Genomic DNA, 21,425 nt, shown 5'->3' on the forward strand with positions numbered 1-21,425 from the left:
CAATGGCGTTTACGCAGGCCGATGTCGACAAGCTCAAGAAGGCCATGGCCACTGGCGTGAAGAGCCTGACGTATTCCGATGGAAAGAAGGCCGAGTATCACTCGCTTTCCGAGATGACCGCATGGCTTCGCCAGATGGAAGCCGAGGTGGCGAAGGCGAGCGGCGTCCGTGCACCGCGCAGCGTCCTGCTCGAACAGTCCCGGGACTGGTGACCCATGAATCCGATTGACCGGGTGATCGGCTGGATCGCGCCGGCGGCGGGGTTGCGCCGCCTGCAGGCGCGTGCGGCGATCGACATCGTTACCGCCTCGCGCGGCTATGACGGCGCGAAGCGCGGCCGCCGGGGCAATGGCCGGTCGCCCTCGACCTCCGCCAATGCCGAGGTCGGACCCGCGCAGGTGATGCTGCGGAATCGCGCCCGTGACCTTGTGCGCAACAACCCGCACGCGGCACGCATCGTCGACGTGCTGACCGCGAATCTCGTCGGGGCAGGCATCCAGCCGGTCTCGAAGACGGGCAGGAAGTCGGTCGACAAGAAGGTGAACGCGCTCTGGAGCCAGTTTGCCGCGACCGCCGACGCTGACGGACAGCTTGATATCTACGGCCTGCAGGCGCTCGCCGTGCGCGAGATGGTGCAGTCGGGCGAGTCCGTTTCGCGCTTCCGGATGCGGCGTCCCGAGGATGGCCTCGCCGTCCCACTCCAGATTCAGGTGATGGAGCCCGATCATATCGACAGTTCAAAGGATGCGTTCGCCAATGGCGAGCGCACCTTGCTGGGCGTGGCCTTCAACAAGATCGGCGCCCGTCGCGGCTACTGGCTGTTCCGTGAACATCCCGGCGAGCAGCGCCAGTTGCAGCCCCTGGAGAGCGTGTTTGTGCCTGCGGACGAGGTGATGCACCTGTTCCGCAAACAGCGCCCCGGGCAGGTGCGCGGCGTGACGGTTTTCGCGCCCATCATGATGATGACGCGTGATCACGCCGACTTTCACGAGGCTGCGGTCACCAAAGGCCGCATCGAAGCCTGCTTTGCCGGCTTCGTGAAGAATACCGAGGGCGAGCCGATTCAGGTCGGGTCCGACGGCAAGGCCAGTCCCTCGACCGGCCTGCCCGTGCAGACGATCGAGCCGGGCATGCTTCACCGGCTCAACCCCGGCGAGGACGTGGTGTTCTCACAGCCGACGAGCTCGCCGATATTCGACAGCTTCATGGTTCACACCCTGATGGCCATCGCCATTGGCGCCGGCGTTACCTATGACCAGCTGACCGGGGACCTGCGCCAGGCCAATTATTCAAGCCTGCGCGCCGGCAAGATCGAGTTCCGTCGCCTTGTCGAGCAGATCCAGTACCACGTCATCATTCCGATGCTGTGCATGCCGACGTGGCGGAAATTTATTGAGACCGCCATTCTGACCGGCGCGTTGCCGCGGCGGCCGGAGGGTTATCCTGTCGACTGGATCACCCCAGCAAACGAGCCGATCGACCCGGTGAAGGACATGACTGCCGACATTCTGGCGGTGCGTTCCGGCCGGATGACCGTCGCGCAGTTCTTCGCGTCCTGGGGCAATGACCCGATGACGCAGCTCGACGAGATCCAGAAGTACAACAAGCTGCTCGACGACATGAGCATCGTCCTCGACATCGACCCGCGAAAAGTCGCGCGCGCCGGCTCGGCGCAGCCGACCACCCCCGCCCCGGAAGCCGAGCCCGCTGACCAGGCGTAGGACTTCCCCCCTTTGGAGATAACAGAATGAAGCGCTCGGCGACCGTACCGCGGTCGACGCCCGATGGCTTTGAGCCCGGCGCGTCGGTGAACCGGCAGGCTACCGATGACATGCTCGCGCGCCTGGCGCCGGGTTCGTACAACTCGACGGCCCGCTCCGTCGAGGCGATCTTCTCGACCGGGGCGCGGGTCCGGCGCTGGGGCATTTACGAGGAACTGGCAGTCTCACCAGAGTCGGTCGACCTCGGCCGGGTCGCGCAGGGGCAGGTTCGCCTGCTCGACACGCACGACTCGTCGTCCATCGACAAGGTGCTGGGTGTCGTCGTTTCGGCCCGTGCCGCCGATGGACATCTCACCGGCGTGATCCGTTTCGCCGATACCGAGCCGGGGCGTCGCGCCGAGGCGATGGTGCAGTCGGGCGACCTCGTCGGCATCTCGGTGGGGTATCGCGTCACGACGTGGACGCTGACCTCGACCGAGAACGATCAAGAAGTCTGGCGGGCGGATCGTTGGGAGCTTCTGGAAGTCTCCCTCGTCGCTGTTCCTGCCGACCCGGGCGCCATGGTGCGCTCCGAACCTGCCAATCCCACCCTTACCCGGGCCGATGCCCACAATGAGGAGAACGACGAGATGCGTCGTAACCTGTCTCCGGCGGGCGCGGCGCCCGTCGCGCCGCCCCTTGCCGCCCCCACCCCTGTGCCGGACACGCGCGCCGCTCCCCCGACCGGCAATGCCCCGGCCGCTGTGACGTCGCCCGACGACATCCTGCGCAATGAGCGCGCTCGCACTGCCGAGATCATCGAGCTCGGGCGCACCCACGGCATCGACGATGTTGTGGTGCGCTCTGCCATCGACCGCGGCGCTCCGATCGACGAGTTCCGCCGGATCACCCTCGAAGCGCTCGCCGCCCGGTCCGAGCGGGACACGATCAGCAACGCCAGCGTAGGCTATCAGCACGATGCGCCCAATGCGCAGCGTGCGGCCCTGACCGAGGCGCTGACCCTGCGACTTCAGGAATCCAGCGGCGCGCGCGTGACCCCGAGTGAGCATGCGCGTTCGTTCATGGGCCACTCGCTCGCGGAGATGGCGGCGGTTTCCATTGGCGCACGCACCATGCCGCGTACCGCCCGGGAGCGGCTGGAAACCTTCGAGCGGGCGTTCCACACCACGTCCGACTTCCCCATCATCCTGTCGGCGGCCCTCAACACCCGGCTGGAGGCCTCCTACCTCGCGGCCCAGCCGGTCTATCGCCGCATCGCCCGCCAGCAGAACTTTTCGGATTTCCGTCCGCACGACGTGATCCGCCCGGGCGATTTCCCGATGCTGCAGCCGGTAGGGCAGGCTGGCGAGATCAAGTACGGCAGCTTCGGCGAGAAGAAGGAAACCATTGTGGTCGCCCCCTATGCGATCGCCGTGGCTTTCAGCCGCCAGACGATGGTCAACGATCATCTCGGCGCGATCGACCAGGTGCTGGCCAACCAGGGCACCACCATCGCGCTGTTCGAGGAGATTACCTTCTTCAAGATGAAAGGCACGATCGGGCCGGTGCTGAAGGAAGACAACAAGGCTGTCTATCACGCTGATCACGGCAACCTCGGTGCCGCGGCGGCGATCACCGTGGCCTCCCTTGGCCTCGCCCGGGCCGCGTTCCGCAAGCAGAAGCGCCTCGATGGCAATGTGATGGGCCTCGCCCCGCGCATCCTGCTGGTGTCGCCCGACAAGGAGACGGAGGCCGAGATCATCACCACGCAGGTGCAGCCTCACGCGAATGCCGACGTCAACCCGTTCTCCGGTCGGTTGGAGACCGTGGTCGCGCCTCAACTGACCGGCAATGCGTGGGAACTCTACTCCGACATGGCCCTCGGCTCGAACTGGCAGTGGGGCCTGCTCGACGGCTACACCGCGCCGCGCATGCGTACCGACGAGCCGTTCGGCCAGCAGGGTGTCGCGTTCAGCCTGGAGCACGACTTCGGCTGCGGCGCCGTGGACTTCCGCTTCGGCTACCGCAACCCCGGCAGCTGACCGGGCCTGAATGAGGGGGCGCCGGTAACACCGACGCCTCGACGCCTCCCCATTTCCCATCTCATTCCCGAACGGGAGAACTTCGATGAAGAATTTTGTTCAGCCGGGCAAGGTGCTCGACTTCGTGGCGCCGGCGGGTGGCGTGGTCAGCGGCAATGGCTACCTCATCGGCGCGGTGTTCGTGGTGGCAAACGTCAGCGCGGCCGAAGGCGAGATGTTCGCCGGCGAGCGCATGGGCGTCTTCACTCTGCCGAAGACGACCTCGCAGTCCTGGGCGCAGGGTGCGGCGCTCTATTGGGACGACACCACCAAGAAGCTGACAACCACGGTGGGCAGCAACACCAAGGTCGGGGCCGTCGCTGTCGCCGGTCTCGCCGCCGACGCAGTCGGCACCGCTCTTATCGCCGGCATCGTCTGACGCCGCGATGGGCCTATTCGAAGACGGCAACGACCTATTCTTCGATGCCGAGCTTTTCGACGTCGATGCCGTCTTTCGGGTCGGTGGCGTGGGCGCGGCGGTGCCGTGCCGCGTGATCCTGCGCCAGCCGGATGAAATGACCGGCTTCGGCGAGACGCAGATCGTCCGCGGGTCGACCCTCGTCGATGTGCGCATCGCCGAGGTGGCCTCCCCCCGCGAGGGCGACAGCTTCACTATAGGCGCGGCGATCTATGACGTGCTTGGGGCGCCGCGCCGGGACGCGGGTCGGCTGGTATGGACCTGCGGCTGTCGGGAATCGGCGCCCACATGACACGTCTCGGCATCACGATCGAAGGTGACCTGCGCACGATCATGGCGGAGGAAGTCTCCGACATGGAGAAGGCCGCCACGCGCGGGGTCGGCAAGGGCGCGGAGGGCCTGAAAACGGATCTCCGGCAGCAGGTGACCGGCGCGGGAATGGGCCAACGCCTCGCCAATACCTGGCGCGCCGAAGTCTATCCGGGGCGCGCCGGCGTGTTCTCGCTGCGCGCCGCGGGCCTCGTCTTCTCCCGGGCGCCGGATATCGTCGACGCCTTCAGCAAGGGCGTGCCGATCCGCTCGCCGCGTGGCTTCTACCTCGCCATCCCCACGCCAGCGGCCGGGAAGTTCGGCCTTACGCGTGCGACCGGCGAAGGACAGGGCAAGGAGAGGCTCACACCGGGCGGGTGGGAGCGACGCACCGGGATCCGGCTCCGGCATGTATGGCGGCCCGGCAAGAAGGTGTCCTATCTGGTCGCCGATGACGTGAAGGTCAATGCCGCCGGAATTGCCAGAGGGCGGCGGAAACGCAACGGCGAGGTGTCGACGCGCCGTGTGCGCGTCGGCGCCACCACCACGGTCATCTTCCTGCTGGTGCCGCAGGTCCGCGTCGGCAAGCGCTTCGACCTGGCGGGCGCCTCTCAGAAGTGGTCGGCCCGCCTGCCCGATCTCATCGTCCAGTCCTGGCCGGAGCCCCGCCGATGAGCACGCGCGAATCCGCACTTGCGGCGCTGAAGGCCCTGCTCGCGGCCGCCCTGCCCGGCGCCGACGTGAAGCGCAATGTGGACGTGCCGCAGTCCGTCGGCCCGGGCGGGTTGGCGGTGCTGCGCGACGGTGAGCCCGGCGAGCCCGAGGTGAGCCTGTCGCCGCCGCTCTATGCCTTCGACCATCGGGCCGAACTGGAACTCTATATCGAGCGGCGCGATGACACCGAGATGGTGCTCGACGCCCTGCTGGCCGATATCGGCGACGCCCTCGCCGCTGACCGAACGCTGGGCGGGCGGGTCGACCATTGCGAGCCGACGGCCCCGACGCTGGAGCCGCTTTCCGGCGATGGCGGCGACCCGCTGCGGGTCGCGCGGCTTTCGATCCTGCTCATTTACGTGACCGCCTCGCCGCTCGGCTGAGCGGCCCTTGCTTTCAGGAGACACCCATGGGACGCGCCGCGGGCATCAACGCCCTGATGTCGCTCGCCTTCGAGGCGACATATGGCACCGCACCGGCAAGCGGCTATCGCCGCGTGCCTTTCATCTCGACCACGCTCGGCGCCGAGCGGGGCCTGCTGCCGGACGATCTGCTCGGCTATGGCCGCGACCCCCTCGCCCCCTCGCGCGACGTGGTGAACGCGGGCGGCGACGTCGTGGTGCCGGTGGACCTGCGCAATTTCGGGCTCTGGCTGAAGCTGCTGCTCGGTGCCCCGACGACGACGACAGCCTCGACGGTGAGCACGCATGTCTTCACCTCGGCCAAGCTCGCCTTGCCGAGCGCCAGCGTGGAGATCAGCCACCCCGAGGTGCCCAGCCACGCCATGAACAAGGGAGTGATGGCCAATTCGCTCGCCATCCGCATGCAGCGTTCCGGCCAGGCGCAGGCGACAATCGGGCTGATCGGGCAGTCCGAGGTCGTGGCCGGCACCAGCGGCGCCGGCACACCCACGGCTCTGGATGTGTCGCGGTTCAGCCAGTTCCACGGCGCGGTGAAGCGCCTGGGGTCGGCGCTCGGCAATGTCGTATCCGCCGACCTGACGTTCTCGAACAATTACGAGTCGATCGAGGTGCTGCGAAATGACGGGCTGATCGCCGGCGGCGACCCGGGCAAGGCCACGTTCAACGCCAGCCTCACGGTGCGCTTCGACAGCCTCGACCTCTACAACCTCGCCCTCGCCGGCACGCCGAGCGACCTCGAATTCTCCTACACGATCGACGCCAGCAACAAGCTCACCCTGGCGCTGCCGGCGGTCCATCTGCCGGTGCCCAAGCGCCCGGTCACCGGCCCGACCGGTGTGCAGGCCACTTTCACGGTACAGGGCGCGCGCCCGACCCCGGGCACGGCCATGCTGACCGCCACCCTCGTCAATGACGTCGCCAGCTATTGAGGCCCCGATGTTCCGTCTCGAAATGAAAAGCGAACCGTTCTGGCTCAATCTCGGCCTCGGCGTCCGTGTGGAAGTGCTGCCCTTCGGCACTGAAGTGGAAAGCCGCGCCCAGGACATGCCGGAGGATATCCGACAGGGCCTCAGCGGCGACAAGGCGGCCAAGGAAATGGCACTGATCAAGGCGTTCGGCCGGGCCGCCATCATCGGCTGGGCCGGCATCGAGGTGGCGGGCCGCACCGAAAAGGGGCCGTGGCCTGAGGGAGTCGATGCGCTGCTCGCGCTGTCGCCCTTCGGCCGGTCCTTTGCCGACCAATATCTCTATCCCGCGCTGCTGGCGGTAGCGGAAAAAAACGCCTTCGCGCCGCCGCCAAATGGCACTTCGGCGACGGCGGAGACTACTGCGTCCACTGCCCCGGACGCTGTGCCGAATGCCCCGGCCGCGAGCATGCGCCACTGAGCCGGGAAGGGTTCGCCTTCTGGGGTGCCTTCCTGACCGGTCGGCACCAGCTGCGCTTCGCCGCCGCCATGCCCATCGGCTTCGACTTCTGCGCCATCGCCGGCATTGCGGCGGCCCTGGGCTGCCCGCCGCCGGTGACGGCGTATTTCTTCGACGCCGCCGAGCCCGCCGCGCTGGGCGCCATCCATGACAGACTGAGGGACCGCGACAATGGCTGAGCGCAATGTGAATGTGCGCCTGCAAGTGCTCGAAGGCGGCAAGGCCAAGGCCGAGTTCGCCTCGGTGGGCGATGCCGGCGCCGCGGCACTGGATGCGCTGCAGAAGAAATCGCAGCAGGCCGCCGCGGCGATGAACCAGCTGCGCACCCATGAGGTCTCGAACCTCTCCGCGCAGCTGACCGATCTCGGCGTGCAGGTGCTTTCCGGCCAGTCCTTTACGACGGCGATGATCCAGCAGGGGCCGCAGATCGCCGCCGTGCTGGGTGATCGCGGCGTGAAGGCCTCGCTGGTCGGCGTCGGCACGGCGCTCGCCTCGCTCATCACGCCGACCACGGCGGTTCTGGCCGGTATTGCCGCGCTTGGCATTGGTGCGTCCTACGTGTTCGACGCGATGGCCGGCGATGCCGACGACGCGGCGGAAAGTCTGAGCAAGCACGAAGAGATCGTCCGCCGCATCGCCCAACGCTATGGCGAGGCGACGGACAAGGCCGCCGAGTACAACGAGCAGCAGCGGCAGGTCGATATCGCCGAGAGCCGTTCAAACGCCGAGGCGCAGGCAAAAATCTATGCCGAGGAGGTGGAACGGCTTCTTTCCGAGATCAGCAAACGGTCGGTGATTATCGGCTCCGGCGGCGATATCGCGCAGAGCCCTCTCTTCGAGGCTTTCGCGGGAGCGGTTCAACGGCTTTCCGACGGCGCTCGCGCCGGTGCGCCCGATATCGCGACCTTTCGCGGCGAGGTCGCCCGGCTGATCAACGCTTCCGACGACCCTGCCGTCGCCAAGTTCGGCAAGGATCTGCTCGACGCCGCGAGCGCGGCGCAGGTGATGCAGGCGACGATGGATGCGGCGCGTGCCAGCGCCGAGCGCGTCGGTGACACCGTCATCATCACCGCCGAGCAGATCAAGGTCTTCAAGAAGACCGTCGAAGATTGGGCGAAAGACGAAAGGCTCATCTCTGATCTCGGCAGCCGCGCCGACACGGCCAGCGATCCCCGCCAGCGGGCGGTGAACACAGCCGTCGGACGCCTGAGCGAGAGCGCGACGGATAACCAACGCAAGCGTGCCGCCGAGGCCGCTGCCCGGGAATTCGATCAGCAACAGGCGCAGCGGGCGCAGGAACGCCAGTCCCGCGAGGCGCTTTCCGAGGCGCGCCAGAAGCAGAACGCGCTGGAGAATGAGGCCGAACGGCTTTATCGCCGCACGCGCTCCGCCGGCGAGGCCTATGCCGACACCATCGAGAAGCTCAACGAGCATCTGGCGGCCGGACGGATCGACCAGGAAACCTATTCCCGCGCGGTGGCGCAGGCCGACGAGGTGATGCGCCAGGCCGAGCGCGCGGTGCTGGAGCGCGCGATCGACGGCGTCTCAGGCTACAAGCGCGCCGTCGAGGATTATGTCGCCGCCGCGCAGGACATGGCGACCGCGACCGAGGACCTGGTGCTGAATGCGCTCGGGGCGGGCGAGGATGCCTTCGTCGACTTCGTCACCACGGGCAAGGCGAGCTTTGCCGATCTCATAGATTCCATGATCGCCGACCTCGCCCGGCTGGCCTACCGGCAGGCCATGGCGAGCCTGCTGTCGTCCGGCGGCGGCGATTGGCTCGGCTCGCTGGTCAACGGCGCGGTCGGCGCGCTGGCGGGTGGCTTCGGCAATGCCGGCGGCGGCAATGTGGCCGGCTACATGGCGTCGGGCTACACCAACACGAACAGCTTTGGTGGACCGCGCGCCATGGGCGGGGCGGTGCAGGAAGGCATCGACTATTGGGTCGGCGAGCACGGGCCGGAGAAGTTCCGGGCGCCGCGCGACGGCCAGATCATCCCGAGCCATGCGCTCAAGGCGACGAACGCGCCGTCAGTCACCGTCGTCATTCACAACGCCCCGGCCGGGCTTTCGGCGGAGCCGCAGGTTTCGACCGGCGCCGACGGGCAGGCACAGATCGAACTGATGTTCGAGCAGATCGAGGGCCGGCTGGCGGACAACGTCGCCAAGCGTCGAGGCCCTCTCGGGGCGGCCATGGAAAGCAGCTATGCGCTCAACCCGATGAAGGGTCGCGGGCGGTGAGCATGATCGAATGGCCCGCCGGCCTGCCCCACCATACCGAGGCCTCCGCCGGCGACATGCGCCCCTCCCGGCCGCAGCCGGAAACGGAAATGGAAGGCGGCGATGTGCGCCTGCGCGACCGGCCCGGGGACCGGCTGCGCACGGTGCCATGGTCGCGGCGGTTTCTGCCGGAACAGTATGCGCAGTGGTGCGCCTTCCTCGCGGACACGCTCAAGCATGGCACGCAGCGCTTCCTGCTCCCGGTATGGACGGGCACAGCGGAGGGCGACGGCTATGCGCTTCGCCTGGTACAGATCGTCGGTGGTGCCGGTGGGGTGAGCGAGACCCCGACCGGGCGCGGGCTGCACATGCGGGTCAGCTTCTCGCTGCTCGTCTTCCCGGCCGAGATGGTGCCGACTCCCACCTTGACCGTCGTCGACACACTGATCATCGGCCGCGCCGATCTCGATCCCAACGGGACGATCCTTGTCGACATCGACGGGACGGAGCGCAGCGCCGCGGCCGTGGACGGCGTGTTCCTGCTGGATGCGTCCGATCTTGCCGCGGGCACCCACGCCATCCGTGTGCGCTATTCGGGGGGCGCCTACTCCGCCCCGGTCACGCGGGTGGTGGCGTCCGCCTTTGCTGGCCCCTTCGATGGCTTCTCGGCGTCGCTTTATGATCTCTATGCCCTCGTGCGCGGGCTGACCTCCTGGCTTGGCCCGGTCATCCGGGCGCGGCGCTTCGACGGCGCCGAGAGGGATTTCTACGCCATCACGGCCTCGCCCTGGCTGGTCGGCGTGGACGGCATGGGCATTGCCGAATGGAGCGGCATCGGCGCGTCCTATGTGATGGCGTGGTACGGCCAGAAGGGCGCCGCTCGAAACGCCGTGCAGGCCACGACGGCCGCGCAGCCGCGTATCGTCAATGCCGGGGTGCTCGATGTCGGCCCGAACGGCCGGCCCGCCCTCGTGTTCGATGGTTCGAACGACTGCCTCAGGATCCAGGACGCGACGGGCTTCTCGCAGAGCGTGGACCAGACCACGGTGGCGCTGATGGCTGATGTGACCAATCCGGCCGTCTCGCCATGGCCGTTCTGCGATGTATTCGCGGGCACCAGCGTTCGCTCCGGCATCAGCCTCGTCTCCGCCACCGCCCGGGTATCGGGCCGCCGCACGGGGGCATCCCCGCTCACCCATATTGGCGGGAGCTGGACCAGTGGCTGGCGGGGCCTCATCGGCCGGATCGATTACCTCGCCGCGACGGCAGACATCACGGTCGACGGGGTGACGACGCCGGCGGCCTTTCTGCCGCCGGGCGGGCAGAGCTTTGCCGGGGCATCGGTCGATCCGCCGACCATCGGCGCCGCCAACGTCATCGGCTTCATGGCGGGGCAGATGAGCGCGGTCCTGCTGGCGCGTTCCGCGCTCGATCCGTCCGCGCTCGATGCGGCGCTCAATCAGGTGCGGCCATGATGTATCTGCCTTTCCCGACGGAAGCGGGCGCGATGGCGCGCTCGCGCGCCGCACTTCTGGCCGCCTATCCGAACATGAGCCCGGACAGCGCAAACCAGTATCTCTGGTCGTGGCGGGTCCACCCGGGCGACGGGCGCGGCGCGATCGAGATTCCCGCCACGCCGGAGGAAGCGGGGCTCGGCCTCGCGCAGGACGCCTATGACGGGCTCCTGACGGGCGCCGAGCGCACGGCGCTGGTGCCGGAGATTTCCGCCGACTGGACGCCGGAGCTGACCTGATGCCCGCCACCTATACCGATGCCTGGGCCGAGGGCGAGGCGAACTGCGTGACCGATGGCGCCCAGTTCATCACCGTCGAGCTCCAGCATCCCGGCTTTGTCGACGAGGCCGACCAGCCGATCCCGCTGCGCTATGTGCTCGACGTGATGGAACGGGCCTTCGCACTCGAGGAGGATGCGGCCTTCGATACCGGCGAAACGGTGACCTTCGAGCCTGCCGGCTTCGAATGCGAACATCCGACCATGGCCGAGGGACGGCCGCCGGTGGCGCGGCTGCGGCTTGACGATGTGAGCGGGGCGCTTGTCGTCCATCTCGACAAGGCGAAGACCTTTCGCGCCGACCTGAAGGTGATCATTCGCGGCTACCGCGCCGACTATCCCGCCGCGCCGAGCTATGGGCCGATCGAGCTGGTGCTGACCGACATCACCAAGGATTCCACCGGGGTCGAGGGCACCGCGACCATTGTCGATTTCGGCGACCGCAAGGTGCCGTCGAGGGTGTACACGCTGGAAGACTATCCGGGGCTGGTGCCATGAGCGGGCGCACCGCTTTTCTCACCTCGTTGCTCGGCCAGCGCTGGGCGCGCGAGCGCACCTGCTGGCATGTCGCGGCGCTGGTGGAGCTGCGGCTGTTCGGCCGCGTGCTGCCGCATGTCGAGGTGCCGCCTGACCCGTCCTGGGACTGGATGATCTCGACCATCGCCAGCCATCCCGAGCGCGAGAACTGGAACGACGTTCCGCCCCGCCATGCGGGTCTGGTGACGGCGGCCGATGGCGCGCTCGCCTGCCTCGGCAGCCTGAAGCGTGCCGCGCATATCGGCGTCTGGCTCGCGCCAGAGCGCCGGGTGATCCACTGCGACCCGCAGCTCGGCGTGGTGGCGGAGGATGTCGCCACGCTGCGCGCCCGCGGCTGGGCCCGCATGCAGTTCTTCGAGCCGCGAGACTGACGATGACCGCGAACATCATGAACCCGGTGCTGCATGTGATGCTGCCGGGCGGCGAAGTCGCGCGCCTCGCGCCGAAGCCACGCGAGAGCCTCGCCCGCTTCATCGCGCGCGCCGGCTGGCCGATCAACGAATGGGCGACGATCTGCGTGCGTACGCGCGGCAGCGAGACCGGGCCGGTGATGCGGGCGCAGTGGCGCGAGCGCATCCGCAAGGGCGATCGGATCGTGTTCCTCTCCCGCCCGCGTGGCGGCGCCGGCGGGACGCGCAACCTGATCGCCCTGCTGGGCATGGTCGCCATCTCGGCGCTGGCGCCGGGAATTGGAACGGCGGTTGCCGGCAGCGTGTTCGGCCTGACCGCCGGAACGGCCGCCGCCGGTGTCGTCGCCTCCGTTGCCGGCGTCGCGGTCGCGGCGGGCGCCGGCGCGGCGTTGCAGACATTGATGCGCAGCGCGCCTGGCGGGCAGACGGACGGCGCGCAGGACCCGATCTATGCCTGGGGGCGTGGCATCAACAGCGCCCGGCCGCTGCAGACGGTGCCCGCCGCCTATGGGCGCCGCAAGCGCACGCTGGACTATGCGACCGCGCCCTGGAACTCCTTCGAAGGCCAGGCGGAATATCGCCATGTCGTGCTCTCGCTCGGCGAGGGCCGCCACCAGGTCGAGCAGATCCTGATCGACGACACGGTGCTGTGGACGGCCGAGGATGGCGTGAGCCCCGGCTTCACCGGGATCGACATCGCCTTCCATGAGCCGGGCGCCACCATCACGAACTTCCCGCTCAATGTGCAGACCTCCTCGGAGGTGTCCGGGCAGGAATTGCAGTTTGGAACCTGGGCCGGCGGCTTCATCGTCAACTCGGCCGGCAGCACGGCGACACAGATCGCGCTCGATTTCCTCATGCCGAATGGCTGCTACGCCCTCAATGACGAGGGCAAGATGACGATCCGCGCCGCCGGCGTGCAGGCGGAATATCAGCCGGTCGACGATTCCGGGGTGGCAACAGGGCCGTGGGCGCCTTTGCTGACGGCGCCGGTGCTTCTGGCCATCCCCTCGCCCGTGCGGTTCACCCGCATGATCGAGGTGCCGCCGGGCCGGCATGCGGTGCGGGCGCGGCGCACCACGGTGAAGCTGTCCGACCCGAAGATCGTCGACCAGGTGAACTGGTATGGGCTGCGCGCCATCATCACCGGGCCGCAGAGCTTCCCGGCAGCGACGATTACCCTGCGGGCAAAGGCGACCAACCAGCTGAGCAATGAGGCGCTGTCGCAGCTTTCGGTGATCGCGACCCGTATCCTGCCCGTGTGGACCGGCGCGGAATGGGAGGACCAGCCGACCCGCCTGCCGGCCTGGGCCGCGCTCGACATGGCGACGAACGCCACCTATGGCGGCGAGCGGCCGCTGTCCAAGGTGGACCTGCAGGCCTTTGTCGACCTCGCCGCGACCAACGCGGCGCGCGGCGAGACCTTCGACGACGAGTTCAAGGATGGCGCTGCCTGCCTCGACGTGCTCGACACGATCCTCGCCCCGGCCCGCGCCCGTACCCGCTGGCTCGGCGACCTGCTCTCGCTGACGCGGGAAGACTGGTCGCCGATGCCGGACATGCTGCTGACCGACAATGAGATCGTCCGCGACAGCCTGTCGCTCAAATACGACCTGCTGCCGGCGAGCGGCCCGGACGGCGTGGTGCTGGAATATATCGACGAGACGACGTGGAAGGTCGCCACCGTGACGGCGCCGCGCGGCGCCACGCCGGCGCGCCCGGATCGGCGGCGGATGACCGGCGTGGTCAAGCGGACCAATGCCCAGCTGCTGGTCGACCACCTCTGGCGCACGCTCAACAAGCGCCGGGTCAAGGTGCGGTTTTCGACCGAGCATGACGGCCGCCTGCTGGCGATCGGCTCCTCGATCGCGCTCCAATCCTCCCTGCCGCAGGGCTGGGGGCGCGCGGGCGAGGTGGCGTATCGCAGCGGCGACCACCTGATCCTCTCGCCGGCCCCAGCCTGGGGTGAGGGCCAGCATTACATCAAGGTCCGTACCCGCACCGGCCGGCAATGGGGACCGGTGAAATGCGCCCGCGGCGACAGCGACGGCATCGCCGTGCTCGACGCGCCCGACCTTGCGGTGGTGGAGGCCTCGCAGGGGCCGCTGGACGCGGCGCTGGCGCGCGCGGCCGGGGGCGCCGGGGCGAGCTTCGCCGTCGGCTTGGGGACGGACTGGCAGGCGCGCTGCCTGGTCATTGGCGGCGTGCCGCGCGGCGAGCAGGTGGCGCTGGAGACCTGGCTCGATGATCCCGCGATCTATGACGAGGATGCCACCGAGGTGCCACCGCTGCCGACGGCGCCGGTGCTCGCGACGCCGACGGTGCCGTCGCAGGTCAGTGGGCTTTCGGCGCGCATCGTCGGCAACGAGATTCCGCGCCGGCTGGAGGCCAGCTGGAACCCGGCTTCAGGAGCGGCCTCGTACATCTCGGCCGTCTCCTACGACGCCGGTGCGAGCTGGACACCCCTGCCGGAGGTGCGCGAGCCGCGTTTCGACGTGACGATCTTCCCGCAGGATTTGCGGCTGCGGGTGGCCGGGGCCAACACCGCCGGCCGGCCGGGCCTCTATACCCAGATCGAGGTGATCGCGCCGCCATTGTCCGCCGACAATGTTCCGATTGGCCTCGGCAATCTCGTCCCGGGGCTCCGGGAGAAGGTCACGACACAAGCCGACGATGCTGCCGCGGCCACGCGAACCGTCATCGAGCGTCTGGCCGAGGCACAGGCCGAGCGCGACGCGCAAAGCTATCTCGACCGGCAGGACTGGCGATTCCAGATGGTCGCTACCGCCGATCGCGTGACGGCCTCCTACAATGAGGCGATCACGGTCGCGACAGGACCGGGGTCCGGGATCGTGCAATCCATCACGACGCTGGAGGCATCGGTCGATGCGTTGGGCGGTGATCTCGCTTCGCTCGACGCCAGCGTCGACACGCGGATCACCGCGGCGGTGGGGCCGGACTCAGCGATCGCCGACGCGATCACCGCCCTTGAATCGCAACTCGGCGACCTCGGCGCCAACCTTGACGTCAGCTTCACGACGGTGGCCACGCTGCCCGCGGGCGCCCTGGCCGCCTACCAGCTGGTGGCCAAGGTCAGCGATGAGCTTTCGACCAGCCGGGCGGCGATGCTGGTCGCGGCCTATTCGGACGGCGCAGGAGGGGCACGCTCTGTCGTCCAGTTCGATGCCGAGAGCTTCTCGGTGGTCAATTCAGCCAGCGGCGAGACGATCAGCCCGTTCGTGATTTCCGACACGAGTGCGGCCATCTCTGGCGTGTTCATCAAGGACGGTACCGTGACGGCCGAGAAGTTCGATGTGGCCGAACTTGGCGCAATTACCGGCAATCTCGGCAGCATCTACACGGCCTATATCCAGCTTGGCGACCCGGCCGGCCCCGGGATCGTCATGAGTGGCCGGCCCGGCGAGGACGTCTTCATCGACTTTTTCTCGGGGCCGCCATGAGCCGTATCATGCGCCTGGGAGGTCTGGACGGCCTCGTGCGGCTTCGCACCGTGAAGGACGGACAGGACGCCGCGGACCTCGGCCTGGATTCCCGCTATGTGACCTTCGACAGTGCGTGGAACAGCAGTCTGCGGCTGCTGAGCAACGGCGTGGCGCCTGCCGCGTCGCTGTCGACACGCGTGACGACCTATAGCTACTTCCCTGGCATGACGTCGGGGGCGCGGACCTCGCGCGTGCTGAGCTTCGCTGGCAGCAACGCACTGCGTCCGACGCTGGCCTGGCAGCGTCGCGAGACCGGCGCAATCCGATACACCCCGGCGGGTTACCCTCTAGGCGTGCCGAGCCCGGCTCCGACGGCCTACCAGCGCGCTTACGGCGTGTGCGCGGTGACGCTGCGAAATGGAGAGATTCTGCTCTCGCCGTCCAAGAGCGGCGTGGACTATGTCTACTACGTGTTCGGCAACGACGGGTCCGGACCAGAAATCGGCGGTGCGAACTCCGGTCGTTTCGGCACGCACCCGGTTTATGGTCCCGGGCTGTTCATCGCTCGCCCCGGCTATGACCGGTTGACCGCCAGTCTCGACGACATGATGCTGTCGACGCACCGCAACGTCTTCCAGATAGCCGAGACCGGCATCGCCTTCGCCGACCTCTACACCGGCGGGGGCTCGTTCCTGCCGTTCAGTGCGATCGACACCGACCCTTTTCCCGAGTACTTCGGGACTTCTCCGAGCCAATTGCGCAGCGCCAAGATCGTCAACCTGACCGGCTCCTACCCAGACTTCCCGCCGGTTATCGCCTTCTCCACCGACACGGGATTCCAGCACCAGTGCTCGGTGTTCTGGACGTCGCCCTCGCAGTTCATCATCGCCGGCGCGCCCCGCGCCACTGTGGGCATGCGTTGGGCAGTGGTGGCCACCGATCCGGAATATCAGGGAGGCGTAGACACGGCGCGCACGCACCGCATCCGCATGTCCCCGGATCGTGGTCTGGACATCACCAAGCACGACATCAATCTGCTCGATGCGGGCGAGACGGACTATATCTTTCGCTCGCGGCGCTTGACGCCACGCCTGGCGGCCTTCGATGCCATTCTGACAAGCACGCCCAGCGCCGATTATGCCATCCCCTCGCCGCCGCCGGTCGGGGCGGGGCTCCCCTTCGTCTTCTTCCTCCTGGACGATACGTTTGCCCTGTCGGGAGGAGGCCGCTGGTGCGGCTGCGGGATGGTGCAGATGCAGGACATCGCCACGACCGGCGGCCCGTCTCCACCCTATATGCAATCGCAGTTCCGTGCCGCCGTGGTCAGCCGCACCGTTTATCGCTGGTACAGGCAATCGGGCGTGAGCACCAACTCATTCGGCTGGGCCGCCACCATGAACGTCTCCGACTTCTAGGATCCCCCACATGGCTGAATTCTACTATGCGGGCACCGTCTCGGTGTCACCCGCCGGCACAACCGTGACCGGCGCCGGCGTGGTCTGGAGTGACGTTCTCGCCGGCGACACGCTGGAACTGGTGGGACAGCGGGTCACGGTGGCGGCCGCGCCGGCGAGCCCCTACACGAGCCTCACCCTGGCAGCGCCGTGGAGCGGAGCGGCACAGGCCGATGCCGCCTATGTCATCCGCTATGACGCGCCGCAGCGCTTCACGGCGGCCTATATGGCGACGCAGGTCCGGGCGCTGGTCGCCAAGGCCGGCATCATCGAGGCCGCACTGCCCTGCTATCGGGTGCAGGCGGTTGGCAACGCGCCGCCTGGAGCGCCCGTGGCGGGCGACATGTACGCGCTCGGCGCGGCGCCCACCGGCGCCTGGGCCGGCAAGGCCGGCAATCTGGCGCAATGGACCGGCGCCGGGTGGCAGTTCACCATGCCCGGCGTCGGCTGGCTGGCCTATGTCGGCGGCGCGGGCCTCTACGTGTTCGATGCCGGCTGGGCGGCGTTCCCCGGCTGATCGAAGCGCCGCCGTTGGAAACTTACCGGGCGCGCCCGCAATCGCGCCCGGCAGTCCGACCCGGACCCGGGCGGAGCCGGTCGGACGGGCTCCTATAGCCCAGACATGTGAGGGGGAAAATATCTGTCCCGCCTGCGCCGCCGTATTCCCCAGCCGCCTACGGGCGGCTTTTTCATATCCCGACATCGGAGAGAGACCATGAACCGCGTCGACGACGATGTGGCGCTTGAAGTCGCGTCGCATGAGGGGCTGGTGCGCCAGACCTATAAGGACAGCAAGGGCATTGCGACGTGGTCGATCGGCGTCACCAGCGCGAGCGGCCACGATGTCGACCGCTATATCGGCAAGCCGCAGCCGCTGGAGCATTGCCTCGCCGTCTTCGCCTGGTTGCTGGAGAACAAATACGCGCCGGCGGTGCGCAAGGCGTTTGGCTCCCGGACGCTGACGCAGGCGCAGTTCACCGCCGCACTGTCCTTCCACTACAACACCGGCGCCATCGCCCGCGCGAGCTGGGTGAAGAAATGGCTCGCCGGCGACATCGCCGGTGCGCGCAAGGCCTTCATGGACTGGCGCAAGCCGGCGGAGATCGTCCCGCGACGGGAGAAAGAGCGCGACCTCTTCTTCGACGGCAAATGGTCGAATGACGGCAAGATCACCGAATACACCCGCATCACGGCGAGGATGACGCCAGACTGGGGGAGCGCCCGCCGCGTCGATGCCCGTGCCGCCCTTGCGGCTGCGCTGACCTCTGCCGCCCCAGTACCGACGCCCAGGCCCACAAAGGCGCCCCCTGCATCTGCCCCGGCCGCCGGGGCCGCAATGACCGAGTACGAGATCCGCGCGCTGCAGCAGCAGTTGCATGATGCGCTCTATACCGAGGTCGGCTTTGTCGACGGCAAGATGGGCACCCGCACGCGGGCGGGGCTTTTCGCCTTCCAGACCGACAACGGCCTGCCGGCGACGGGCGAGATGAACCCGGAGACGCGCGCCTTCATCCTCGCCCATGGCGTGCCGACCCGGCATCTGGCAGCCGAACGCGAGAGCGCGACCGCATCGAGTCTCGCCGCGGCCGGCCGGCTGCCTCCGGCGGCCCGGGCAGCGCTCAAGGGCGGCTGGTGGGCGAAGGTGCAGGCGGCGCTTGGCGCCATCGCCATGGCGATCTACGGGGCCTGGCAGCAATCCGGCGACGCCCTGTCAGCGCTGTCGCCGATCAAGGAAGACCTTCTGTCCGCCGGCCCGTGGCTGTTCTTCACCGCGGTGATCGTCATCTCGCTGGTGCTCTGGCTGCGCTCGCGCAGCGCCGTCGACCAGACGGTGCGGGCGGTGCGGCTCGGCCGCGACACGGGGGCGTGAACCATGGGGATTTTGCTGAAGCTGGGCGCCTGGCTGCTGTCCTTTGCCTCCAGCGGGATGGTGAGCCGGGTCCTCGACACGCTCGACAAGCGGGCCGATGCGCAAACCGAGCGCGAGCGGTTGCAGACTGAGGTGACAAAGGAGGTCATCCGCGCCGAGGTGGAGGCACGCAAGGGTGCGCGCGATATAGCACTCGCGGAATCGGCCGACCGCTGGTCCGCGACCCGGATCGGCCGCTGGCTGATCGTGACGCCCTGGGGCATCCATTGGGCGCTCATCTACCTGGTGAGCATCATTAACCCGAATCTCGGGACTACCTTCGTCGTGCAGGCCGTACCGACGGCCGTCAATGACATGGCCCTCGTGCTCATCCCGGCAATCATCATCGGCGATGCCGGCGCACTTGCCGTGCGCAAACTCGGGGGGCGCTGATGGCTGACATCCCGCCCGATCCCGCCATCATGGGGCTCAAGCTTGCCCATCTCGCCGCCGGCTTTCTGGGCGGGCTGGCGCGCTCGCTCACCCGACCGGGCGGCTCTCTTGTCCGCCACATCTGCACGGCTCTGGTCGGCACAGTCGTCGCCGGCTACGGCACGCCCATCGGCGCGCATTTCGCGGCGCGCTGGCTTGAGGCACCGGAGGTTCCCGCCGCTTCGATCGAGGGCATGGTCGGCTTCGTGCTGGGGCTCACCGGCATGTCGCTGTGCGAAGCGGCCATCCGCTGGGTGAAGATCTGGCGCGACGGCGCGCCGCCGGGATTCTGGCCGCCGGCAAAGTGAGGGGCCGATGTGTGAGGATCACGAACGCATCGTGTTCGACCGACAGCTCGGCGTCCTGCTGTTGCAGAAGCGGCATAACCGCGTCCATGGCTCGATCGAGCAGATCGAGGCGCTCGCGGCCTTCCTGATCCGCGCCGCCTATGAGGCGCGCAAGGGGCTGCACGAGGCCCCGCCCCTGCCCCGCTCGACGTGGCGGCCGGGTGAAATCGACGACAGCACGAACGTCTGACCATCCATGCCCGGCCCGCCGCCCTTGACGGCGCGGCCTGGTGCTCCTTGCTCCGCCGGGTGATCGGCGGGGCATCGGGGCGCGTCAACGCCCCTCCGCCGCGGGCCCAGTCTTGGCAGAAGACCCGCGCAGCCTCGTTAAGCGAAAAGGCTACCCGCCGAGCGCAGCCGGCGCGCGGGCGGAGTTTGCCCCATCGCGGATTACCAAATCATGGAGACGACCCATCTGCGGCCCGTGCGCCCCGCGCGGCCGATTGCCGCCTATATCGGCGGAAAGAAGCGCCTGGCCCCTCTCATCATCGAGAGGATCGGCGCCATTCCTCACCGCAGCTATGCCGAGCCCTTTGTCGGCATGGGCGGCATATTCCTGCGCCGCGACCGCCGGCCGTCGGCCGAGACCATCAACGACATCTCAGGAGAGGTCGTGAACCTGTTCCGGGTGGTGCAGCGCCATGCCGAGGAACTGGAGCGGGCCTTCCGCTTCCTCGTGACCGCCCGGGCGACCTATGAGGTGCTGCAGGCGACCGACCCGCGAAGCCTGACGGATATCGAACGCGCGGCGCGCTTCCTCTACCTGCAGCGCGCGAGCTATGGCGGCAAGGTGGCGGGGCAGACATTCGGCGTCTCGCCCTGGGAGCCGGGCGCCGTTGACCGGCGGAAGCTGCGCCCGCTGATCGAGGCGCTCAATGAACGGCTCGCCAGCGTGGTGATCGAGAACCTGCCCTATGGCACGTTCATCGAGCGATATGACCGGCCGGGCGTGCTGTTCTATCTCGACCCGCCCTATCACGGCAGCGAGGACGATTATGGGGCTGGCGTGTTCCTGCCCGGCGAGTTCGAGCGCATGGCCGCCCAGCTTGGCGGCCTGAAGGGCCGGTTCCTGCTGTCGATCAACGATACGCCGGAGATCCGACGCATCTTCGCGGCCTTCCCGATGGAAGAGGTGCGGTTGCGCTACACGATCGGGCGCGCTTCCACGACAGATGCGGCCGAACTGCTGATCTGCGACGCGCGCTCGGCCGATTGCCTGCCCCAACGCTCGCTCTTCGACATTCGCGCGTGACGCGCGGATAGCCGCCGGGACTTGTCCCGGCATGTGCGTGGGCCCTTCCCCGGTCCTGCGCAGCGATCTGACTTGCCCCGCCGCCCTCCGGGTGGCGGGGCGCCTTTTGCATGGGTGCCATGAGGGCCGATGGCCGCATCGGTGCGCTGCCGCTGATAATTCCGCATTGCGACGAGGAGGCGCTATCGCAATTGCGTAAATCAAAAACAAAATTACGATTATCAAATAACTCTATAAATTAGAATTGAGAACAGGCTCGCCGCGACGAGAAACAAGAACCAGTTGCTCCACATGAAATCCGGCATCGTTCGATCCATTACCCAACTGCGTTTCGCGTGTTTGAACACAAATGATTTTAAGCTGGCTTGCTCCATCTCCAATATTCGGAATACAATATTATACTAAGGAACGATACCGGCTGCTGCTACTTTTGCGCGCAATTTCGCGCGCTACCGCGAGCCGCCGCCCATCAGGGCATTTCCTCGTAAGCCCTCCATCGCCAGCGAGAGCCGAGGCACTTTGCCTCCAAGCGCCGAACGCCGCAAAACCTTACGGAACATT

General features: G+C 67.8%; 23 protein-coding genes. All 23 read left to right on the forward strand.

Features of this window, described 5'->3' with window-relative positions; genetic code table 11:
• Positions 1–2 precede the first annotated feature (2 nt).
• The 23 genes from KHC23_RS13015 to KHC23_RS13125 all read left to right on the forward strand — a co-directional run bounded on the left by KHC23_RS13015 (position 3) and on the right by KHC23_RS13125 (position 20,864).
• Complete coding sequence (locus KHC23_RS13015; RefSeq protein ID WP_213373040.1) at positions 3–212, forward strand: phage head-tail joining protein; 210 nt, start codon at positions 3–5, stop codon at positions 210–212.
• 21 nt (positions 213–233) lie between these two features.
• Complete coding sequence (locus tag KHC23_RS13020; protein WP_213373041.1) at positions 234–1,721, forward strand: phage portal protein; 1,488 nt, start codon at positions 234–236, stop codon at positions 1,719–1,721.
• Positions 1,722–1,747: 26 nt separating this feature from the next.
• Positions 1,748–3,742, forward strand: a complete 1,995-nt coding sequence (locus KHC23_RS13025) for a prohead protease/major capsid protein fusion protein (RefSeq protein ID WP_213373042.1) — start codon at positions 1,748–1,750, stop codon at positions 3,740–3,742.
• An 85-nt stretch (positions 3,743–3,827) separates the two neighbouring features.
• Positions 3,828–4,160 carry a DUF2190 family protein gene (locus tag KHC23_RS13030; RefSeq protein ID WP_213373043.1) on the forward strand — a complete coding sequence of 111 codons (333 nt, stop codon included), beginning with the start codon at positions 3,828–3,830 and terminating at the stop codon, positions 4,158–4,160.
• A gap of 7 nt (positions 4,161–4,167) precedes the next feature.
• Positions 4,168–4,491 carry a head-tail joining protein gene (locus KHC23_RS13035; RefSeq protein ID WP_213373044.1) on the forward strand — a complete coding sequence of 108 codons (324 nt, stop codon included), beginning with the start codon at positions 4,168–4,170 and terminating at the stop codon, positions 4,489–4,491.
• On the forward strand, positions 4,455–5,183 hold the full coding sequence (locus KHC23_RS13040) for a DUF6441 family protein (RefSeq protein ID WP_246544534.1): 729 nt from the start codon (positions 4,455–4,457) through the stop codon (positions 5,181–5,183). The genes KHC23_RS13035 and KHC23_RS13040 overlap by 37 nt, the downstream gene beginning before the upstream one ends.
• A complete protein-coding gene (locus KHC23_RS13045) occupies positions 5,180–5,605 on the forward strand; it encodes a hypothetical protein (RefSeq protein WP_213373045.1) in 426 nt (141 codons plus the stop codon). The genes KHC23_RS13040 and KHC23_RS13045 overlap by 4 nt, the downstream gene beginning before the upstream one ends.
• 26 nt (positions 5,606–5,631) lie before the next feature.
• Positions 5,632–6,573, forward strand: coding sequence for a phage tail tube protein (locus tag KHC23_RS13050; RefSeq protein WP_213373046.1), 942 nt, complete (start codon positions 5,632–5,634; stop codon positions 6,571–6,573).
• A gap of 7 nt (positions 6,574–6,580) precedes the next feature.
• A complete protein-coding gene (locus tag KHC23_RS13055; RefSeq protein WP_213373047.1) occupies positions 6,581–7,030 on the forward strand; it encodes a hypothetical protein in 450 nt (149 codons plus the stop codon).
• Positions 7,031–7,098: 68 nt separating this feature from the next.
• The gene (locus tag KHC23_RS13060) at positions 7,099–7,248 is read left to right on the forward strand and encodes a hypothetical protein (RefSeq protein ID WP_213373048.1); all 150 of its coding nucleotides are present in this window, start codon (positions 7,099–7,101) and stop codon (positions 7,246–7,248) included.
• Entirely contained in the window at positions 7,241–9,310 is a 2,070-nt protein-coding gene (locus KHC23_RS13065; protein WP_213373049.1) for a phage tail tape measure C-terminal domain-containing protein, read from the forward strand. The genes KHC23_RS13060 and KHC23_RS13065 overlap by 8 nt, the downstream gene beginning before the upstream one ends.
• Positions 9,311–9,312: 2 nt before the next feature.
• Positions 9,313–10,764, forward strand: a complete 1,452-nt coding sequence (locus KHC23_RS13070; protein WP_213373050.1) for an Ig-like domain-containing protein — start codon at positions 9,313–9,315, stop codon at positions 10,762–10,764.
• Complete coding sequence (locus tag KHC23_RS13075; RefSeq protein ID WP_213373051.1) at positions 10,761–11,042, forward strand: hypothetical protein; 282 nt, start codon at positions 10,761–10,763, stop codon at positions 11,040–11,042. The genes KHC23_RS13070 and KHC23_RS13075 overlap by 4 nt, the downstream gene beginning before the upstream one ends.
• A complete protein-coding gene (locus KHC23_RS13080; protein WP_213373052.1) occupies positions 11,042–11,578 on the forward strand; it encodes a DUF1833 family protein in 537 nt (178 codons plus the stop codon). The genes KHC23_RS13075 and KHC23_RS13080 overlap by 1 nt, the downstream gene beginning before the upstream one ends.
• The gene (locus KHC23_RS13085) at positions 11,575–11,988 is read left to right on the forward strand and encodes a hypothetical protein (protein WP_213373053.1); all 414 of its coding nucleotides are present in this window, start codon (positions 11,575–11,577) and stop codon (positions 11,986–11,988) included. The genes KHC23_RS13080 and KHC23_RS13085 overlap by 4 nt, the downstream gene beginning before the upstream one ends.
• Positions 11,989–11,990: 2 nt before the next feature.
• Positions 11,991–15,488, forward strand: coding sequence for a host specificity factor TipJ family phage tail protein (locus KHC23_RS13090; RefSeq protein WP_213373054.1), 3,498 nt, complete (start codon positions 11,991–11,993; stop codon positions 15,486–15,488).
• Positions 15,485–16,885, forward strand: a complete 1,401-nt coding sequence (locus KHC23_RS13095) for a hypothetical protein (protein WP_213373055.1) — start codon at positions 15,485–15,487, stop codon at positions 16,883–16,885. The genes KHC23_RS13090 and KHC23_RS13095 overlap by 4 nt, the downstream gene beginning before the upstream one ends.
• Before the next feature lie 10 nt (positions 16,886–16,895).
• On the forward strand, positions 16,896–17,441 hold the full coding sequence (locus KHC23_RS13100; RefSeq protein ID WP_213373056.1) for a DUF2793 domain-containing protein: 546 nt from the start codon (positions 16,896–16,898) through the stop codon (positions 17,439–17,441).
• A gap of 198 nt (positions 17,442–17,639) precedes the next feature.
• On the forward strand, positions 17,640–18,794 hold the full coding sequence (locus KHC23_RS13105; RefSeq protein WP_213373057.1) for a peptidoglycan-binding protein: 1,155 nt from the start codon (positions 17,640–17,642) through the stop codon (positions 18,792–18,794).
• A 3-nt stretch (positions 18,795–18,797) separates the two neighbouring features.
• Complete coding sequence (locus KHC23_RS13110) at positions 18,798–19,226, forward strand: hypothetical protein (RefSeq protein WP_213373058.1); 429 nt, start codon at positions 18,798–18,800, stop codon at positions 19,224–19,226.
• A complete protein-coding gene (locus KHC23_RS13115; protein WP_213373059.1) occupies positions 19,226–19,573 on the forward strand; it encodes a hypothetical protein in 348 nt (115 codons plus the stop codon). Before KHC23_RS13110 ends, KHC23_RS13115 begins: the two co-directional genes overlap by 1 nt.
• 7 nt (positions 19,574–19,580) lie before the next feature.
• Positions 19,581–19,802, forward strand: a complete 222-nt coding sequence (locus tag KHC23_RS13120) for a hypothetical protein (protein WP_213373060.1) — start codon at positions 19,581–19,583, stop codon at positions 19,800–19,802.
• A gap of 210 nt (positions 19,803–20,012) precedes the next feature.
• Positions 20,013–20,864: a DNA adenine methylase gene (locus KHC23_RS13125; RefSeq protein WP_213373061.1), complete on the forward strand. Its 852-nt coding sequence runs from the start codon at positions 20,013–20,015 to the stop codon at positions 20,862–20,864.
• Positions 20,865–21,425: the final 561 nt, after the last annotated feature.

The organism is Ancylobacter dichloromethanicus (assembly GCF_018390645.1).
Lineage (GTDB): Bacteria > Pseudomonadota > Alphaproteobacteria > Rhizobiales > Xanthobacteraceae > Ancylobacter > Ancylobacter dichloromethanicus.

Excerpts from the sequence above, each read along its gene's own strand:
- KHC23_RS13015 (WP_213373040.1), top strand. The coding sequence starts at position 3 with ATGGCGTTTACGCAGGCCGATGTCGACAAGCTCAAGAAGGCCATGGCC.
- KHC23_RS13025 (WP_213373042.1), top strand. The coding sequence starts at position 1,748 with ATGAAGCGCTCGGCGACCGTACCGCGGTCGACGCCCGATGGCTTTGAG.
- KHC23_RS13030 (WP_213373043.1), top strand. The coding sequence starts at position 3,828 with ATGAAGAATTTTGTTCAGCCGGGCAAGGTGCTCGACTTCGTGGCGCCG.
- KHC23_RS13035 (WP_213373044.1), top strand. The coding sequence starts at position 4,168 with ATGGGCCTATTCGAAGACGGCAACGACCTATTCTTCGATGCCGAGCTT.
- KHC23_RS13040 (WP_246544534.1), top strand. The coding sequence starts at position 4,455 with ATGGACCTGCGGCTGTCGGGAATCGGCGCCCACATGACACGTCTCGGC.
- KHC23_RS13045 (WP_213373045.1), top strand. The coding sequence starts at position 5,180 with ATGAGCACGCGCGAATCCGCACTTGCGGCGCTGAAGGCCCTGCTCGCG.
- KHC23_RS13050 (WP_213373046.1), top strand. The coding sequence starts at position 5,632 with ATGGGACGCGCCGCGGGCATCAACGCCCTGATGTCGCTCGCCTTCGAG.
- KHC23_RS13055 (WP_213373047.1), top strand. The coding sequence starts at position 6,581 with ATGTTCCGTCTCGAAATGAAAAGCGAACCGTTCTGGCTCAATCTCGGC.
- KHC23_RS13060 (WP_213373048.1), top strand. The coding sequence starts at position 7,099 with ATGCCCATCGGCTTCGACTTCTGCGCCATCGCCGGCATTGCGGCGGCC.
- KHC23_RS13065 (WP_213373049.1), top strand. The coding sequence starts at position 7,241 with ATGGCTGAGCGCAATGTGAATGTGCGCCTGCAAGTGCTCGAAGGCGGC.
- KHC23_RS13070 (WP_213373050.1), top strand. The coding sequence starts at position 9,313 with ATGATCGAATGGCCCGCCGGCCTGCCCCACCATACCGAGGCCTCCGCC.
- KHC23_RS13075 (WP_213373051.1), top strand. The coding sequence starts at position 10,761 with ATGATGTATCTGCCTTTCCCGACGGAAGCGGGCGCGATGGCGCGCTCG.
- KHC23_RS13080 (WP_213373052.1), top strand. The coding sequence starts at position 11,042 with ATGCCCGCCACCTATACCGATGCCTGGGCCGAGGGCGAGGCGAACTGC.
- KHC23_RS13085 (WP_213373053.1), top strand. The coding sequence starts at position 11,575 with ATGAGCGGGCGCACCGCTTTTCTCACCTCGTTGCTCGGCCAGCGCTGG.
- KHC23_RS13090 (WP_213373054.1), top strand. The coding sequence starts at position 11,991 with ATGACCGCGAACATCATGAACCCGGTGCTGCATGTGATGCTGCCGGGC.
- KHC23_RS13095 (WP_213373055.1), top strand. The coding sequence starts at position 15,485 with ATGAGCCGTATCATGCGCCTGGGAGGTCTGGACGGCCTCGTGCGGCTT.
- KHC23_RS13100 (WP_213373056.1), top strand. The coding sequence starts at position 16,896 with ATGGCTGAATTCTACTATGCGGGCACCGTCTCGGTGTCACCCGCCGGC.
- KHC23_RS13105 (WP_213373057.1), top strand. The coding sequence starts at position 17,640 with ATGAACCGCGTCGACGACGATGTGGCGCTTGAAGTCGCGTCGCATGAG.
- KHC23_RS13110 (WP_213373058.1), top strand. The coding sequence starts at position 18,798 with ATGGGGATTTTGCTGAAGCTGGGCGCCTGGCTGCTGTCCTTTGCCTCC.
- KHC23_RS13115 (WP_213373059.1), top strand. The coding sequence starts at position 19,226 with ATGGCTGACATCCCGCCCGATCCCGCCATCATGGGGCTCAAGCTTGCC.
- KHC23_RS13120 (WP_213373060.1), top strand. The coding sequence starts at position 19,581 with ATGTGTGAGGATCACGAACGCATCGTGTTCGACCGACAGCTCGGCGTC.
- KHC23_RS13125 (WP_213373061.1), top strand. The coding sequence starts at position 20,013 with ATGGAGACGACCCATCTGCGGCCCGTGCGCCCCGCGCGGCCGATTGCC.